Source organism: Corynebacterium sp. MSK158, assembly GCF_030229085.1.
Taxonomy (GTDB): domain Bacteria; phylum Actinomycetota; class Actinomycetes; order Mycobacteriales; family Mycobacteriaceae; genus Corynebacterium.
In genome coordinates this window covers 94,423-111,125 of sequence record NZ_JASPHJ010000006.1, presented here as the reverse complement: position 1 = coordinate 111,125, position 16,703 = coordinate 94,423, and the positions used below count along the sequence as shown (strand labels likewise).

General features: G+C 60.9%; 15 protein-coding genes, 1 tRNA gene and 1 pseudogene. 13 read left to right on the top strand and 4 right to left on the bottom strand.

The features are described from left to right. The first annotated feature begins 12 nt into the window (after positions 1 to 12). The 5 genes from QP915_RS06620 (at position 13) to rdgB (ending at position 3,625) form a co-directional block, all read left to right on the top strand. Complete coding sequence (locus tag QP915_RS06620; RefSeq protein WP_284768751.1) at positions 13 to 666, top strand: rhomboid family intramembrane serine protease; 654 nt, start codon at positions 13 to 15, stop codon at positions 664 to 666. Beyond that, on the top strand, positions 666 to 1,445 hold the full coding sequence (gene murI, locus QP915_RS06615) for a glutamate racemase (RefSeq protein WP_239278392.1): 780 nt from the start codon (positions 666 to 668) through the stop codon (positions 1,443 to 1,445). Before QP915_RS06620 ends, murI begins: the two co-directional genes overlap by 1 nt. Before the next feature lie 72 nt (positions 1,446 to 1,517). Beyond that, complete coding sequence (locus QP915_RS06610; RefSeq protein ID WP_284768750.1) at positions 1,518 to 2,279, top strand: MBL fold metallo-hydrolase; 762 nt, start codon at positions 1,518 to 1,520, stop codon at positions 2,277 to 2,279. A 15-nt stretch (positions 2,280 to 2,294) separates the two neighbouring features. Beyond that, positions 2,295 to 3,023: a ribonuclease PH gene (gene rph, locus QP915_RS06605; protein ID WP_005323955.1), complete on the top strand. Its 729-nt coding sequence runs from the start codon at positions 2,295 to 2,297 to the stop codon at positions 3,021 to 3,023. Beyond that, positions 3,017 to 3,625 (top strand): RdgB/HAM1 family non-canonical purine NTP pyrophosphatase, encoded by a 609-nt coding sequence (gene rdgB / locus QP915_RS06600; RefSeq protein ID WP_284768749.1) that lies wholly within the window; start codon positions 3,017 to 3,019, stop codon positions 3,623 to 3,625. The genes rph and rdgB overlap by 7 nt, the downstream gene beginning before the upstream one ends. Here rdgB and QP915_RS06595 read toward each other — a convergent pair. Continuing rightward, on the bottom strand, positions 3,622 to 3,966 hold the full coding sequence (locus QP915_RS06595) for a DUF3817 domain-containing protein (protein WP_204611086.1): 345 nt from the start codon (positions 3,964 to 3,966) through the stop codon (positions 3,622 to 3,624). The two genes, rdgB and QP915_RS06595, sit on opposite strands and share 4 nt — an antisense overlap. A 2-nt stretch (positions 3,967 to 3,968) precedes the next feature. Next, positions 3,969 to 4,391: a hypothetical protein gene (locus QP915_RS06590; RefSeq protein ID WP_225746501.1), complete on the bottom strand. Its 423-nt coding sequence runs from the start codon at positions 4,389 to 4,391 to the stop codon at positions 3,969 to 3,971. A 90-nt stretch (positions 4,392 to 4,481) separates the two neighbouring features. Between QP915_RS06590 and QP915_RS06585 the strand changes: the two genes are divergently transcribed. Next, positions 4,482 to 4,563 (top strand) — tRNA-Leu (locus QP915_RS06585). Between the two features lie 78 nt (positions 4,564 to 4,641). Continuing rightward, the gene (locus tag QP915_RS06580; RefSeq protein ID WP_284768748.1) at positions 4,642 to 5,232 is read left to right on the top strand and encodes a hypothetical protein; all 591 of its coding nucleotides are present in this window, start codon (positions 4,642 to 4,644) and stop codon (positions 5,230 to 5,232) included. Here QP915_RS06580 and QP915_RS06575 read toward each other — a convergent pair whose 3' ends face one another. Then, on the bottom strand, positions 5,233 to 7,143 hold the full coding sequence (locus QP915_RS06575; protein WP_284768747.1) for a solute carrier family 23 protein: 1,911 nt from the start codon (positions 7,141 to 7,143) through the stop codon (positions 5,233 to 5,235). Between the two features lie 316 nt (positions 7,144 to 7,459). Here QP915_RS06575 and pflB point away from each other — a divergent pair. The 4 genes and pseudogenes from pflB to QP915_RS06555 all read left to right on the top strand — a co-directional run bounded on the left by pflB (position 7,460) and on the right by QP915_RS06555 (position 13,168). After that, positions 7,460 to 9,838, top strand: a pseudogene (pflB, locus tag QP915_RS06570) (formate C-acetyltransferase). Between the two features lie 2 nt (positions 9,839 to 9,840). Next, on the top strand, positions 9,841 to 10,710 hold the full coding sequence (gene pflA, locus QP915_RS06565; RefSeq protein WP_269953638.1) for a pyruvate formate-lyase-activating protein: 870 nt from the start codon (positions 9,841 to 9,843) through the stop codon (positions 10,708 to 10,710). Positions 10,711 to 10,721: 11 nt separating this feature from the next. Then, positions 10,722 to 11,960 (top strand): alpha/beta fold hydrolase, encoded by a 1,239-nt coding sequence (locus QP915_RS06560; RefSeq protein WP_284768746.1) that lies wholly within the window; start codon positions 10,722 to 10,724, stop codon positions 11,958 to 11,960. 59 nt (positions 11,961 to 12,019) lie between these two features. Next, positions 12,020 to 13,168 carry an SPFH domain-containing protein gene (locus tag QP915_RS06555; RefSeq protein ID WP_284768745.1) on the top strand — a complete coding sequence of 383 codons (1,149 nt, stop codon included), beginning with the start codon at positions 12,020 to 12,022 and terminating at the stop codon, positions 13,166 to 13,168. Positions 13,169 to 13,299: 131 nt separating this feature from the next. On the opposite strand, the gene QP915_RS06550 is transcribed toward QP915_RS06555, so the two are convergent. Continuing rightward, positions 13,300 to 14,730, bottom strand: coding sequence for a peptide MFS transporter (locus tag QP915_RS06550; RefSeq protein ID WP_284768744.1), 1,431 nt, complete (start codon positions 14,728 to 14,730; stop codon positions 13,300 to 13,302). A gap of 43 nt (positions 14,731 to 14,773) precedes the next feature. Here QP915_RS06550 and QP915_RS06545 point away from each other — a divergent pair, with 43 nt between their 5' ends. Together QP915_RS06545 and bioD are read left to right on the top strand one after the other, a co-directional pair. Then, positions 14,774 to 16,042: an adenosylmethionine--8-amino-7-oxononanoate transaminase gene (locus tag QP915_RS06545; protein ID WP_284768743.1), complete on the top strand. Its 1,269-nt coding sequence runs from the start codon at positions 14,774 to 14,776 to the stop codon at positions 16,040 to 16,042. After that, a complete protein-coding gene (gene bioD / locus QP915_RS06540) occupies positions 16,039 to 16,698 on the top strand; it encodes a dethiobiotin synthase (protein WP_284768774.1) in 660 nt (219 codons plus the stop codon). The genes QP915_RS06545 and bioD overlap by 4 nt, the downstream gene beginning before the upstream one ends. The last annotated feature ends 5 nt before the right edge of the window (positions 16,699 to 16,703 follow it).

Below are 16,703 nucleotides of genomic sequence, written 5' to 3'. Positions count from 1 at the left end.
ATAAGGCGCATTATGACTTCAGGTGGAACATCTAACTACCGGCCGGCGCCCACGGGCCAGGTCAATCGCGGCGATTCCAAGAACTACACCCGCAGCGGCCGCATCACCACCGGCTTTTCTATAGCCTTTGGTTTCCTCGTGGTGGAATGGGCGGTCCACATCATCAACGCCTTCCTCTTTGGCGGCCAGCTATCCAATTACGGCATCCGCCCGCTGGACTTCAATGGAATCTGGGGCATAGTTGCCGCCCCGCTGCTGCACGCGAACTTTGAGCACCTCATATCCAATTCGGTGCCCGGCGCTATCTTCTGCTTCCTCATCGGTCTGTCCGGCCGCAAAGCCTGGTGGGAGGTCACGCTGATTACCACGCTGGTGGCGGGCCTTGGAACCTGGTTCATCGGCGGACCCGGTACCTCGCATATCGGTGCTTCCAGCTTGGTCTATGGCTGGTTGGCGTATCTGATTGTGCGCGGAATTTTTAACCGTTCGCTCATCCAGACCATCTTGGGCATCGTGCTCGGCTTTGCCTACTCCGGCTTGGTGTGGGGCGTGTTGCCCGTCTACGAGGGCGTGAGCTGGCAGGGCCACCTCTTCGGCGCCATCGGCGGCATTTTGGCCGGCATGACCATTACTTCGGATGATCCGGTTAAGGCAGTGAAGCGCTAATGCCAACTGCGACCTCTCCCATCGGCATCTTTGATTCCGGCGTGGGTGGCCTTACCGTGGCCCGTGCGGTGATGGAACAGCTGCCGCACGAATCCGTCATTTATACCGGCGATACCGCCCATAGTCCCTACGGCCCGCGGCCTATCTCCGAGGTGCGCGCCTTTTCCCAGGACGTAGCCGATAAGCTCGTGGAGCGTGGCTGCAAGATGCTGGTGATTGCCTGCAATACCGCAACCGCCGCCTTCTTACACGATGCGCGCGAACGCTACGATATCCCCATCGTGGAGGTCATCCGGCCCGCGGTGCGCCGCGCCATGTCCACCACGCGCAACGGAAAAATCGGCGTCATCGGCACTGAGGGCACCATCAAATCCGGCGCCTATCAAGACTTATTCGCGCTCAACCCCAAGGTGCAGGCCTTTGCCACCGCCTGCCCGGATTTTGTTCCCTTTGTCGAGCGCGGCATTACCGCCGGCCGCCAGATCCTCGGCGTGGCCGAGGGCTACCTGGCCCCGCTGCAGGCACAAGGGGTAGACACGCTGGTCCTGGGCTGCACGCACTATCCGCTGCTGACCGGCATTATCCAGCTGGCGATGGGCGATAATGTTTCGTTGGTGACCTCCTCGGAGGAGACCACCAAGGACGTCATGCGAATTCTCACCGAGACAGATATGTTGGCGCCTGCGGATAATCAGCCGGTCCACACTTTTGAATCTACCGGCGATCCGGAAGCCTTTGCCCGCCTTGCCACGCGCTTCCTCGGCCCGCAGATTGTTTAAGTAGGCATAATTTCTCCCCCGTTTTGCACGTTGAGTACGCATGCGGGGCGATTTCATGGAACTATTGAGCCCATGAAGCTGACCATCCTAGGCTGCTCCGGTAGCGTCCCCACCGCCCAAAATCCCGCCTCCGGCTACTTGCTGTCCTTTGATAATGCGCCGTCCATCGTCCTCGATATGGGCCCTGGCACCTTGGCGCAGCTGGAACAGCAGCAGGATCCTTGTGATGCGCACGTGGCCTTTAGCCACCTGCATGCTGATCACTGCCTGGATTTTCCCTCCCTGATGGTGTGGCGCCGCTTCCATCCCACGGCGCCGGCGGCGTCGCGCAATATGTGCTTCGGGCCGAAGGCTACGCCCACGCACCTGGGCCGCCTGTCCTCGGATGAGGTCGATGGCATCGATGACATGTCCGATACCTTCGCCTTTAGCGCATGGGAGCCGGGCGAGCGCCAGCTCTTGGACGATGTCTATATCACCCCCTTCCCGGTAAATCACCCGGTAGAGGCCTATGCCTTGCGCGTGGAGCATACGAAGACGGGCCAGACCATTACCTATTCCGGTGACTCTTCGTATACGCCCGCGCTTGTCGAAGCCGCCCGTGGTGCCGATATCTTCCTCTGCGAGGCGGCCTGGGGCGAGACCTCTGAGGGCAAGGCGCCGGACATGCACATGTCGGGCGCGGAAGCCGGTAGGGCGGCGCGCGAGGCGGGTGTGAGCAAGCTGGTGCTCATCCACATTCAGCCGTGGGGCGATGCGCAAGCTACCTTGGAGGCAGCCCGCTCCGAATTCGACGGCGAGATTGTCCTCGGCGCCGCGGGGATGGAGTTCTAAGATACGCTGGACGGCATGACTGAATTTACTCGTGCCGATGGGCGCGCGCTGGACCAGATGCGCAGCGTCCGCATTACCCGCAATTTCACCACCAACCCGGCCGGCTCGGTGCTGGTGGAGTTTGGCAATACCCGCGTCATGTGCACCGCATCCGTGGAATATGGCGTGCCGCGCTTCAAACGCGATTCGGGCGAAGGCTGGCTTACCGCCGAGTACGCCATGCTGCCTTCCGCCACCCATGACCGCATGCCCCGCGAATCCATGAAGGGCAAGGTCAAGGGTCGCACCCATGAGATTTCCCGCCTCGTCGGCCGCTCCCTGCGCGCTGCGGTGGACTTGGAGGAGCTGGGTGAGAACACCATCCAGCTCGACTGCGACGTCCTCCAAGCCGATGGCGGCACCCGCACTGCGTCTATCACCGGTGCCTATGTTGCGCTTGCCGACGCCATCGCACACCTCAAGGCCGAGGGCGTCGTCCCCGGCGAGCCACTGCTCGATCCCATCGCTGCGGTCTCGGTAGGCATCATTGATGGCGAAATCTGCCTCGACCTGCCTTATGAGGAGGACTCCCGCGCCGAGGTTGACCTCAACGTGGTGATGCAAGAATCCGGCGATTTCGTAGAAATCCAGGGCACCGGCGAGCATGGACTCTTTGGCCGCGAAGAGCTTAACGAGATGTTGGACGTAGCCCAGAAGGGCTGCCGCGAGCTCATCGCCGCACAGAAGGCGGCGCTGGGGTGGTAATTCTCGTCGCGTCCAATAACCCGAAGAAGCTCGCGGAGCTGGAGCGCATCTTGGCAGACGCCGGCATCGAGGGCGTCGAGCTACGCCCGCTATCCGCCGTGGAGCCTTACCCGGAGCCGGTAGAAGACGGCCGCACCTTTGCCGATAACGCGCTCATCAAGGCCCGCGCCGGCGCGGCTGCGACCGGCTTTGCTACCGTCGCGGATGATTCTGGCCTGGCTATCGAAGAGCTCAACGGCATGCCCGGCGTGCTTTCCGCCCGCTGGTCCGGCCAGCACGGCAATGACCAGGCCAATAATGACCTGGTCTTGGCGCAGATGGCCGATGTCCCCGATGAGCGCCGCGCCGCCGCCTTTGTCTCCGTCTGCGCGCTCGTGACTCCCGATGGCACCGAGCACGTGGCCGAGGGCCGCTGGGAAGGCCGCTTTCTGCGCGAGCCGCGCGGGGACAACGGTTTTGGCTATGATCCGCTCTTTCAGCCAGAAGGCGAGTCCCGGTCGGCTGCGGAGATGTCCCCAGAAGAAAAGAACGCGGTCTCGCATCGCGGCCGCGCTCTTACTCAACTTGTCCCCGCCATCGCGGAGCTGGTTCGCAGTTCCTAAAGCTGGAACTCCTCCTTAATCTCCTTGCGGCGCTTGTGCTCCATCCAGAAGGACAGGAAGGGCACCACGCCGGCGAGGGCGGTGGTAAAGAGCTTGCCCACCGGCCACAGCGCGCGCGGGCCGAGGATGAGGATGGACAGCAGGTAGGTCATGTACGCGATGCCGTGCACGATCGCGATATAGGTGGCCCACTCTGGGATCTCCATACCGATGAGGTACTGGCAGACCATGCGGATGACCAGGATAATCAGGAAGACACCGGTCACGGTGGCCGCGATGGAGAAAAACTTCAAGGGGCCGCGGATACGGGCCTGGCGGGCGGGGTGAACTTTATTGGTCATAATCAGCTTTCTTCATTCTCGCCGCGCCGGCGGCGCGGAGTATTCATGGCGTTGAACGTTTCCACATCTATCTGCGGCCGCTGGGGCAGGAAATCCTCATCGATTTTGGTTTCCGCCTGCGGCTGTGCGGGAGATTCAGCCGGGGCCTCAGTGACGGTGCTATCCATGTCGCGGGCTTCTTCCTCGGCCGCGAGGCGCTCATTTTCATAGCGCAGCGTGGTGCGATAGGCGTAGACCACGAATACGGCAAACAGCGGCCACTGGAAGGCATAGCCCAAGTTTTGGAAGGTACCCGAGCCGGACCGGAAACGCGTCCATTGCCAATAGGCCAGGAATAGGAAGAGCACGACGAAAAACGCGATGAGGAGGATGTGCCACCACCGCACCTGCACGCGCTTGTTCTTCTTTTCCTCTTGAGTGCTCACGCGTTCCACCCTACCCACCAGTGGCCGGAAAACAGAACACCCCTGGTTTCTGGATTTCCGGTGTGCCGTGTACACTATGGCAAGTCCCCCGCGCCCGTGGCGGAATTGGCAGACGCGCTAGATTTAGGTTCTAGTGTCTTATGACGTGTGAGTTCAAGTCTCACCGGGCGCACAATCGGCGCCGCTGGCTCTCGAAGCCGGCGGCGCTTTCGCATATCACCGCCCGCATAGTCGCCCTAAGATAGTCATCATGAAAAAGCTGCTTTCCACCCTTATCGCCGTCATTCTCATTGCCACCGTGGCTGCCGCCGCGGTGTTCATTTGGCAGGTACGGGAACCGGTGGAGGTGGAGACCGAATCCAGTAATACCAAGGTCATCAAGGCCGTGGAGCGCGAAGAGCAGGTGGTGCTCGTCTCGCTGGGTATCGAGGGCTTATCGGAGGAATCCGCCACCAGCACGCTGTGGAATTGGCAGGTCCCGGGCAGCGAGCACACCCAGTACATCAAGTACTCCTACCGCGCGAAGCTCGGCATCGAAGGTTCGCAGGTGCGAGTGGAAGAAGAATCCCCGCACCACTTCCGCGTGGAGATCCCAGAGTTCATTTTCATCGGGCACTCGGATGAGAATTTCGAAACCGCGGTGGAGGACAACGGCGCGTTGAGCTGGATTACCCCGGATATCGATAAGGCGAACACCATCACCAAAATCCTCAATGAGGATAAAAAGAAAGAGGACATCGCCGATAATCGCGATGTCCTCCAATCCCAGGCCAAGCAGTTCTACACCGGCATTATTTCCGGCGTGGACCCAGAGGCCGAAGTGGACTTTTCCTTTCGCTAACTAGTCCACCTCGGTGAACTTGCGGTCCCACGAGGAGCGGACTGGGTTGGCATCGGCCAGCAGGATATCGAAGCGGTCGTTGGCAATTTCTACGATTTCGCCCAGCGCGGTGCGGTACTCCTGCTCCGGGGAGTTGGCCAGGCGGCGCACGCCGGCATCAATGACGCGGTCGACGGTGTCATTGGTATCCAAATAGGCCACAAACGGCATATCAAAGCGCTCGCGGTAGGCGGCGGAAAGCTCGGTGATGCGCTCGGTCTGTACATCATCCAAGTCGGTCAGACCGAGGGAGCCGCGGTCGGCGGAGATGGTGGCAGCCTCGTCGGCGTCGGCAAGCAGCAGCTTATCCATGGCCGGGTAATCGTGGATGAGGGCGGCGCGGCGGGAATCATCCGCGGTCAGCACGGCCACCTGAATGGCCGCGCGCAGTTCATTAACATCGCCGAAGGGCCGCGACTCCCACGCCAGCTCCAGCGGCCAGGTCTCGTTATTAAACAGAGGGCGTAGCGCGGAGACGAATTCCTCGCGGGAGGCGGCATTGAGCTGCTGCAAGCTCACGCTCTTGCCGACGGCCCGAGACACCTGCGTTCCCTGCTTGCCCCCTGTGTGGAAGAACAAAAGGTTGAGCACGATGGCGGTAATGGCGCCGATGGACATGCCAGAAGAGACGAAGGTTTGCGCCCACTCCGGGAAGGCGGTGGCGATATCCGGTTTGAAGGTCACCAACATAGCCAGCCCCAGCGCGGAGGTGACGATGACGGAGTTGCGGCCATCGGAAAGATCGGCCTTGGCGATGGTCTGCAGGCCCACCCACGCCACGTTGGCAAAAAGTGCCAGGGAGGCGCCGCCGAGAACGGGGGAGGGGATGGAGGCCACGACCGCGCCGGCCTTAGGCAAAATGCCCAGCACCATCATGAACCCGGCGGCGGCAACGGCCACCCAGCGCGACTTCACGCTGGTCAGGCGCACCAGGCCAACGTTTTGGGCAAAGCAGGTATACGGGAAGGAGTTCATCACGCCGCCCACCAGGGTGGACAGGCCATCGGCGCGAATGGCACGCACGACGTCATCGCGGCGGATGCGCTTTTTTACAATCTCGCCGGTGGCAAAGACGTCACCGGTGGTCTCCACCATGGTGATGATCATGACGATGATGAGCGAGAAAATCGCTACCAGGTCAAACTTCGGCATACCGAAGTAGAACGGGGTAGTAATGCCGAGGGCGGGGGCGGAGGAGACCTCGTCAAAGGAGGCGTCGCCAAGCACGAGCGCCACGCCAGTGCCTAAGACTAGGCCGATGAGCACGGCCAGGGTACCCAGGAAGCCGGAGGAAAAGCGCTGCACCAAGATGATGACCGCGAGCGTGCCAAAGCCATAGAGCAAGTCGCGGGTGGCCGGCACGCCCTCGGCGTAATTGACAAAGTCATTGGCCGACACCCCAAGTAGCGACGTACCCATGACCAGTAGGACCGAACCGGTGACCACCGGTGGGAAGAAGCGCAGCACCTTGCCAAAGACCGGCGCCGCAAAGAAGGTAAAAAGGCCGGCGACAATAATGGCGCCATAAATGGTTGGCAGCGAGGCCACCCCGCCCGCGCCGTCGGTCGCGCCCAAGCCAATGGCAATAATCGGGGAGACGGCCGTTGTAGTCACGCCCTGCACGATGGGCAGGCGCACGCCAATGCGCTTGCCGACGCCCAGGGATTGAATGATCGTTGCTATGCCACAGGTCAACAGGTCCGCATTAATGAGGTGGATGGTGGTTTCCGCATCCAGATTGAGCGAGCCGGCAATAAGCAGCGGGACGATGACTGCGCCGGCATAAAAAGCCAGCACATGCTGTAAACCCAAGGCAGCTAGTTTGGGAGCGGGTGGGACGATATCTACTGGATGCTTGGGCTGCGAAGCCACGAAGTCCTCCTTTGTGCGGAAGCGAAGCTGAACGGGATTAACAGTAGAGGTTCGTGCAGGTAGGGGCCAAAATCTTAAGGTGATGAGGGACACGTTCGGGGCTAGTTCACCCCCGATAAAAGACGTACGTGCGTTCTGCATGAAATCACTAACCAGCTAAACAACACGACCGGTTTATTACTTGGCTTTCAAACGTTTGCGAGACTTGTTATTACCAGGGAATTGGTCAACAATTGAGGCCAGAGGGGCTTGGTGCTGTGGCTCGAAGAAAGCGGCATTTATCCCCTGCTAGAAATTCGCCCGAAAGAAGGGAATTATGACTACCGCAACGCAGCCTCAACAGTTTGAAGCTTGGAAGGGATTTGAGTCCGGTCCGTGGACCGAGGGCATCAACGTCCGCGACTTCATCCAGCGCAACTACACGCCGTACGACGGCGACTCCAGCTTCCTGGCGGGCCCGACCGAAAAGACCAAGCGCGTCTGGGAGACCCTGGAAAAGAACTACCTGTCCGTCGAGCGCGAAAAGCGCGTTTACGACGTCGACACCCACACTCCGTCAGACATTGACGCTTTCCCGGCCGGCTACATCTCAGAGGACGACGACGTCATCGTCGGTCTGCAGACTGATACCCCGCTGAAGCGCGCCATGATGCCATTCGGTGGCTGGCGCATGGTCAAGCAGGCTATCGGCGAAGCGGGCAAGGAAGTAGATCCTGAGGTGGAGAAGATCTTCACCCGTTACCGCAAGACCCACAACGATGCGGTCTTCGATATCTACACCCCGCGCATCCGCGCTGCTCGTTCATCACACATCATCACCGGCCTGCCGGATGCCTACGGCCGTGGCCGCATCATCGGCGACTACCGCCGCGTTGCACTTTATGGTGTGGATTACCTGATCGAGGAGAAGCAGGCTTCCCGCGATTCCGTCGCAGATGCTGGCTTCTCTGAGCACTGGGCACGCTTCCGCGAGGAGCACTCCGAGCAGATTAAGGCCCTGAAGAAGCTCAAGAAGATGGCCGAGTCCTACGGCTTCGACATCTCCCAGCCGGCTAAGACCGCTCACGAGGCAGTGCAGTGGACCTACTTCGGCTACTTGGCTTCCATTAAGTCCCAGGATGGCGCCGCAATGTCCATCGGCCGCCTGTCCGCCTTCTTCGATTGCTACTTCGAGCGCGACCTTGCCGCAGGCATCATCACTGAGGAAGACGCCCAGGAAATCATCGACTCCCTGGTTCTCAAGCTGCGTATCGTTCGCTTCCTGCGCACCATCGACTACGACCAGATTTTCTCCGGCGACCCGTACTGGGCAACCTGGTCCGACGCTGGCTTTGGCAACGACGGCCGCCACATGGTCACCAAGACCTCCTTCCGTCTGCTGCAGACCCTGGTGAACCTTGGCCCATCACCTGAGCCAAACATCACCATTTTCTGGGATCCGAAGCTGCCAGAGGGCTACAAGGAATTCTGCGCCCACATCTCCATTGAGACCTCCTCCATCCAGTACGAGTCTGACCGCCAGATTCGTGAGCAGTGGGGCGACGACGCCGCAATTGCTTGCTGTGTCTCCCCGATGGAAGTTGGCAAGCAGATGCAGTTCTTCGGCGCTCGTGTGAACGCCGCAAAGGCACTGCTCTACGCCATCAACGGCGGCCGCGATGAGGTATCCGGCAAGCAGGTTGTCGAAGGCTACGAGCCCATCAAGGGCGATGGCCCGCTGGACTTCGATGAGGTCTGGCAGAAGTACGAGGAGATGCTGGACTGGGTTGTTGGCACCTACGTTGAGGCCCTCAACATCATCCACTACTCCCACGACAAGTACGCCTACGAGGCAGTCGAGATGGCGCTGCACGATTCCAATATCGTCCGCTCCATGGGCTGCGGCATCGCCGGCCTGTCCATCGTTGCCGACTCTCTGTCCGCCATCAAGTACGCCAAGGTCACCCCGGTACGCGACGAGACCGGCCTGATTACGGACTACGTCACCGAAGGCGACTTCCCGTTCTACGGCAATGATGACGACCGCGCCGATGATATCGCCGCCACCATTGTCCACACCGTGATGGAAAAGATTAAGGCCATCCCGATGTACCGCAATGCCATCCCAACCCAGTCCGTGCTGACCATTACCTCGAACGTGGTCTACGGCAAGGCAACAGGCGCCTTCCCGTCGGGCCACAAGGCCGGCACGCCGTTCTCCCCAGGCGCTAACCCTGAAAACGGTGCTGACAGCCACGGCATGGTTGCCTCCATGCTGTCCGTCGGCAAGCTGGATTACAAGGACGCCTTGGACGGCATCTCGCTGACCAACACCATTACTCCTTCCGGATTGGGCCGCACCCCAGAAGAGCGCATCACTAACCTGGTGGGCGTTCTGGATGCCGGCTTCATCATGGAGAAGTAAAAACCACCAACCCTCAACCATCCCGAAAAGGAGAAAATCATGGCAACCCCAACTTTCGAAGACCGCATGTCAGCAATGAAGGCAAACCGCGATGCACACCAGATGAACTCTGGTCTGTACCACGCAAACATCAACGTGCTGGACAAGTCCACCCTCGAGGACGCCGTTGAGCACCCAGAGAAGTACCCGAACCTCACCGTTCGCGTCTCTGGCTACGCTGTCAACTTTGTCAAGCTGACCAAGGAACAGCAGCTCGACGTTATCTCCCGCACCTTCCACCAGGGTTCCTAATCATGGCAGATGGCGTTACTGGTGTCGTTACCCTCTCTCCTGAAGAAGGAGAGCGAGTCCGCGGCGCGGCCGCGGGCCTGGGAAATGACGCTCAATTCGATGACATTACCCGCCCCGAACTCATGGAGGCGCGCCGTACCGGCGATATTGCCCTCGTGCACTCTTGGGAGCTCGTGACCGCCGTCGATGGCCCGGGTACCCGCATGACGATGTTCATGTCCGGCTGCCCACTGCGCTGCCAGTACTGCCATAACCCAGACACCTGGGAGATGAAGACCGGCACGCTGGAGCGGGTCGAGGATGTGGTCAAGCGCATTAAGCGTTATAAGCCAATCTTCAACGCTTCCGGTGGCGGTCTCACCATCTCCGGTGGTGAACCCCTCTTCCAACTTTCTTTCACGCGCCGCGTGCTCAAGGAAGTCCACGATGCGGGCATCCACACCACCATCGATACTGCCGGTTATCTCGGTGCGCGTTTGCGTGACGAGGACCTGGATAATATCGACCTCGTGCTTCTCGACGTCAAGTCGGGCGACGAGGAAACCTATCGGAAGGTCACTCAGCGCGAACTCCAGCCCACGCTGGACTTCGGCGACAGGCTGAACAAGATAGGCAAACCGGTGTGGATCCGCTTCGTGGTGGTGCCAGACCTCACGGACTCGCCAGAGAACGTGGAAAATGTGGCCAATATCGTGGCGCGTTGGAAATCCAACGTTGAGCGCGTTGAGGTCCTGCCTTTCCACAATATGGGCAAGGACAAGTGGGATAGCTTGGGCATGAACTACCAGCTAGCTGACACGAAGCCACCAAAGCCGGAGGATGTGGAGAAAATCCGCGACGTCTTCCGCTCGAAGGGCTTGGAAGTCTACTAGCCTGGGAGGACATGACCTCCTATCGCCGCTTCGGCCACACAATTAAAGAGCACCACCTAGAAGTCCCGTGGGATTATTCCAATCCCCACGGGACTTTTGGGCTCTACGCCCGCGAAATAATCCCGCCCGGCGGAGAGGACCTGCCCGCATTGCTCTACCTGCAGGGCGGTCCCGGTTTCCCGGCGCCCCGGCCGCTGGCGCCTACGGGGCTGATTGGCAAGGCGCTAGAGCGCTACCGCGTGATCCTCATGGATCAGCGTGGCACCGGCCGCTCGCACCGCATTGATGCGCTTAGCCCGGCCGCAGAGCGCACCGCCAAGCACCTGGCGTTGCTGCGCCAGGACAATATCGTCCGCGATGCCGAGCGCCTGCGCGAGCACCTCGGACTCGAGAAGTGGTCGCTATTTGGCCAATCCTTCGGCGGCTTTTGCATCACCGCCTACCTATCCCAGGCACCCGAGCGCGTCGAGCATGCTTTCTTCACCGGCGGCATCCCCACGTTGAAGGGGGCGGACGAGCTCTATCGCGCTACCTTTAGCAAGCTTAAGGCCCGCCAGCAGCGTTTCTACCGCGAATTCCCGTGGGCTCAGGGCCGTATCGAGGAGATCATTTCCCACCTGGACAATTCAGATGAGCGGCTTCCAACTGGCGAGCGCCTGTCCGCGCTGCGCTTTCGTACCATCGGCATCGAGCTCGGCCGCGGCACCGGCTTTGATTCGCTGGCCTATCTGCTGGAAGAGCCTTTCCGCACCGTGGCGGGGGAGAAGCGGTTGCGGGGTGATTTCCTGGCGGACGTCGGCCAGCGCGTGAGCTTTGCGGACGCTCCGTTGTACGCCGCAATACATGAGTCGATTTATGGCGGAGCCGGTGGCCAGGCCGCTACGAACTGGGCGGCGCACCGCGTGCGCGAGGAATCTCCGGAGTTTGCAGAGGCGGGCACCTGGCTGACCGGCGAGCACATTTTCCCCTGGCAGTTCAACGAGGACCCGGCCTTGCACGCGTTTGCCGACGCCGCCCATGACCTCGCCCGCCACGAATTCTCCCCGCCCTACGCGTTGGGCGAGGTGCCGTCTACGGCCGCGGCCATCTACGTCGATGATATTTTCGTCCCGCTCGAGGAGTCCTTGGCTACGGCCGCGCACCTGGGAGATCTGCGGCCGTGGATTAACAATGAATTCCAGCACAACGGCATCCGCGAGGATGGTGCGACCATCTTGGGGAAGCTCTTTTCGCTTATCGACGATCACTAGCATTTCGCTATTTCCTATGCGAAAATATTAGTGATCATCACTACTTTTAGGGAGACTCAATGATTGCCACCATAGTAATAGTCCTTATCCTGCTGATTATCTTGGGAACGCTCTTCGATGGTTATTTCATCGTTCGTACTCGCGAAGCTGCCATTCTGGAGCGCTTGGGCAAATTCCAAAAGGTGGCGCATGCTGGCCTGCACTTTAAAATGCCGTGGATAGACCGCGTGCGCGATAAGATTTCGCTGCAGGTGCGGCAGCTGGACGTGATGGTGGAGACCAAGACGAAGGATAATGTCTTCGTGCAAATCCCTGTTGCCGTGCAGTACGAGGTAGTCCAGGGCCGCGAGCGCGAAGCGTACTACATGCTCTCCAATCACGAGCAGCAGATTGTGGCCTACGTCCAGGACAATGTTCGTTCCTCCGTAGCGAATATGAACCTAGATGATTCCTTCTCCTCCAAGGACACCATCGCCCGCAATGTTGCGGCCTCCCTGCGCGACAATATGGCCGAGTACGGCTGGAACTTTGTCAATACCTTGGTCACCGATATCCGCCCTGACTCCCGCGTGCGCGAGTCCATGAACTCCATTAACGCAGCGCAGCGCGAGCGCGAGGCGGCCGTCGCCCAGGCAGAGGCTGAGAAGATCCGCGTGGTGAAGGAGGCCGAAGGCGCAGCCGAGGCGAAGAAGCTGCAGGGTCGCGGCGTTGCCGACCAGCGTAAGGAAATCGTCGAGGGCATTGCCCAGCAGTACGAGATGCTTCGCGACGCCGGCGTGGAAGAATCCCCCGAAGCCCTCATGCTGGTCTCCCAGTACCTCGACGCAATGGTCGACGTCTCCCACAATGGGCAGGCGTCCGTTCTTTACATGCCCTCCAATCCGCAGGGGATGGGCGATCTTTTCAGCGGCATGCGCGACGTGCTCATGGCCAACCGCGCCCTCGACTCCGCCGAGGAGCCGTCCCAACGCCGTCGCCCGCAGCCTAAGAAGCCTTCCCGTGCCGAGGAAATCGAGCGCGAATCTAAGCGTCAGGCCGAACGCGCCAAGCGCGAAGCCATCGCTGCCTCCCAGCACGCTGAGCAGCAACGCTCCGAGCACCAGCAGGCAGAGCCGCACCCGCAGCAGGGCCAGCACTCCACCGCGCAGCCCCAGGCTGCCCGCGAGTACTTCCAGCAGCTGCGCGAGCAACTGAAAAACGAGGAGTAGCCCTGAGCATCGATAACCTCTTTGATGCCTATACCGCTCAGCGTGGCATAACCCGCCGCGCGGAAGTTGTGCCGGATCACGAGTGTCAGATTTTCTCCACTGACACCCAAGCTACCTCAGGAGCCGATACCTTAGACGCCGCCCGAAACCTCGTCCACGACGTCCTTTCGGCCGACCAAGAGCATGAGTCCCAGTGCGACGGGGACGATTCCGACAATAAGTAGGTAGTTCCGCTCCGCATCTGCCGAGGAAGGGTCATAGAGCGTCGATAGTGTTCCCGCCAGCGAGGTGCCGATGGCCATGGTGAGAAAGTACAGTGCTGAAAAGCGCGTCGCGTAGGCCCGTGGTGCGTGCGCGGCCGATGCCGCCATGCCCACTGGTCCGATGAATAGCTCGCCGAGCGACATCAAGAAGATGGTCAAGGCCAAAACCGCGAACGGCGTTGAGTTTTCTCCGCCCCCGACGAACGGCAACAGCACAAACATTCCGGAACCAGCCACCATGATGCCTACGGCCATTAATAGACGTCGCGAGCGAGCCCATCGGGCCATGCCAGCAGCCAATGGAAGGGACAACACCAAGATGAATAGGGGGTTGAGCGATTGCGTCCACGCCGCTGGAATCTCAAATCCGCCTACCATGCGGTTTACACGCTGATCCGAGTACACGGCTAGCACGCCGTAAATCTGCGGTTGGAGGGTCCAATAGGCCGTAGAGCAGAAAAACAGCGGAATATATGCCACGACCTTCCGCCGCTCCGGCGCGCTGACCCGCGGCGACCGCAGCATGCTGGCGAAGAGGGCGAGGGCGGCGGTGATCGTGGTAAGGAGCAAAAGCACGGCCAGCTTATCTGGCGAGACAGTCACCGCAACGACGACGCCGCCCACGACGGCCGCCAACGCTATCGCCGCGGCCCTGCCCGGTGTGGTGGTGGGGTTGGGCGGCCGCGAATCGAATTCCGCAACTACCCGCCGGCGCAGCGTGCCGTAGAGGGCGCACCCGCAACACATGAGGATCGCGGCCGCGAGGAAGCCAGCGTGGTAACCGTATTCTTGTGCCAGCCAGCCAGTAAGCATCGGCCCGAGTAGGGCGCCGATATTAATCCCTAGATAAAAGATCTGGAAGGCGCCATCTCGTGCGCCGGCCGCGGGAGGAAAAGCCGCACCCAGAATGGTGATTGCTGCTGTCTTGAGCAGGCCTGAGCCCAGTGCAAGCGGCAAAAGCCCGGCTACGAGACCTGCCGCGCCAGGCACCAAGGACAACGAAAAGTGCCCGCAAATGAGCAGAACCGCGCCGGCAAGGAGCGTGCGTTCGGCGCCCAAGAGCCGGTCGCTGACCCACCCGCCTACGAACGTGCACAGATAGAGCAGGCTACCGTATGCGCCGACAAGCGCGGTGGCCTGTGCTTGGTCCATGCCGAGCCCGCCGGAGGTGGAATAGAGGTAGTAGGCGAGGATGGCTTGCATGCCGTAGAAGCTAAAGCGTTCCCACATTTCAATTCCGGCGACTGCTGGTAAAGCCGCCGGTAGACGCCGGATTGAACGCTGTTTAATAATTGTCATAAAAGCACTATAACGGCCGAAAGTCTGTGATAGACCTAAAATCATGGATATTTCAGCGGAGGATATTGCCGGTCTCGATGCGCGACACATTTGGCACCCCTACGCCGAGCCAGGCGAGCCAACGCTTGTGGTGGACTCGGCCGCCGGCGTCCATCTAACGCTTGCGGATGGCACCACGCTTATCGACGCCATGTCTTCCTGGTGGGCCGCCGCCCATGGCCACGGACACCCGCGACTCAAGGCAGCAGCGGCCGCACAAATCGAGCGAATGAGCCACGTCATGTTCGGCGGGCTCACCCACGAACCTGCCGCGCGGCTTACCCGCAACCTCATGGAACTGACCCGGGGTGATTTCGAACAGGTCTTTTATTCGGACTCCGGATCTGTATCGGTAGAAGTCGCCATCAAAATGGCGCTACAGTACGCCCGTGGCCTAGGGCACCCCGAGCGCACCAAGATGCTGACGTGGCGATCGGGGTATCACGGCGATACCTTCGCGGCGATGAGCGTGTGCGATCCTGAAGGCGGCATGCACTCGATGTGGACTGGCACCTTAGCGCGCCAGATTTTCGCCCCAGCGCCGCCTACCCGCGGAGCTAGCCCGGCCGAGCGCGCAACCTATCTGCACGAGCTGGAAGCGTGCATCACTGAGGAGGTCGCGGCCCTAGTCATTGAACCTGTAGTCCAAGGTGCGGGAGGCATGCGCTTTCATGACCACGAGCTGGTGCGCGGGGCCCGGGATATCTGTGACCGCCACGGTATCGTGCTCATCGCCGACGAAATCGCCACCGGATTCGGCCGAACTGGCGACCTTTTTGCTACCCAAGCAGCCGGCGTCGTGCCGGATATTATGTGCGTTGGCAAGGCGATGACCGGTGGGTTTATGACCATGGCCGCCACGCTCGCTACCGCGAAGGTGTCCGAGAGAATGCGCCCGCGCGCGTTGATGCATGGGCCGACGTTTATGGCTAATCCGCTCGCTTGCGCCGTGTCGGCCGAGGCGACTGCGCTCATTGTGGAAGGGCACTGGCGCGAGCAGGTAGCGGGCATCGAAAAGCAGCTGCAGCGCGGGCTTGCAGACCTAGCCGAGGAGCCGGGGGTAGCGGATGTGCGCGTGCTTGGTGCCATCGGCGTGGTGGAAATGGAACGCGAAGTAAATATGGCCGCTGCGACGGCCGCGGCCGTGGAACAGGGCGTGTGGTTGCGCCCGTTCGGCCGACTGATTTATATCATGCCGCCGTTTATCAGCACCGCCGACGAAGTAACCCAGATGTGCCGCGGCGTGCGCGCCGCGGTAGCAGGAGGACGATAGTGATTATTTACGTGACGGGGACGAACACGGACGTCGGCAAGACGGTGGCCACGGCCGCGCTCGCCAGTGCCTTCAAGCAGCGCGGCCGTGAGGTCGTCTACGCTAAGCCACTGCAGACGGGGGAGCCGGAGGGGAAGGGGGATGCGGTGACCGTCGGCAAGCTGGCAGGCGTGGAGGTCACCGAGATGGTGCGCTTCCCGGAGCCGCTGGCGCCAAACCTTTCTGCGCGCCGGGCCGGCATGGACCAACCCGGCCTGCAGGAACTCAAGGAGTGGATTGTCGCCCTTGACGCGCCCGGCCGCGTGGTGCTTGTTGAAGGCGCTGGCGGGCTGCTTGTGCGTCTGACGGACGCCTATACGCTTGCCGACGTCGCCGATAGGCTCCTCATCGTCACCTCCCTCAGCCTAGGAAGCCTCAACGCGGCCGAGCTGACTGTGCGCGAGGCGCAACGCCACGGAATCGAGGTGCTCGGGCTGATTGGTGGCTCGCTGCCGGCCGATCCGGATTTAGCTACCCGACTGAACCTCGAGGAGATGCCGCAGGTGACCGGCTGTCCGCTGTGGGGCAGCCTGCCGGAGGGCATGGCCCGCATGACGCCCGCCGAATTCGCGCGGGTAGCCGCCGAAGTCTACGCGGACTTTTTAGAGCACGCCTAGTAGCG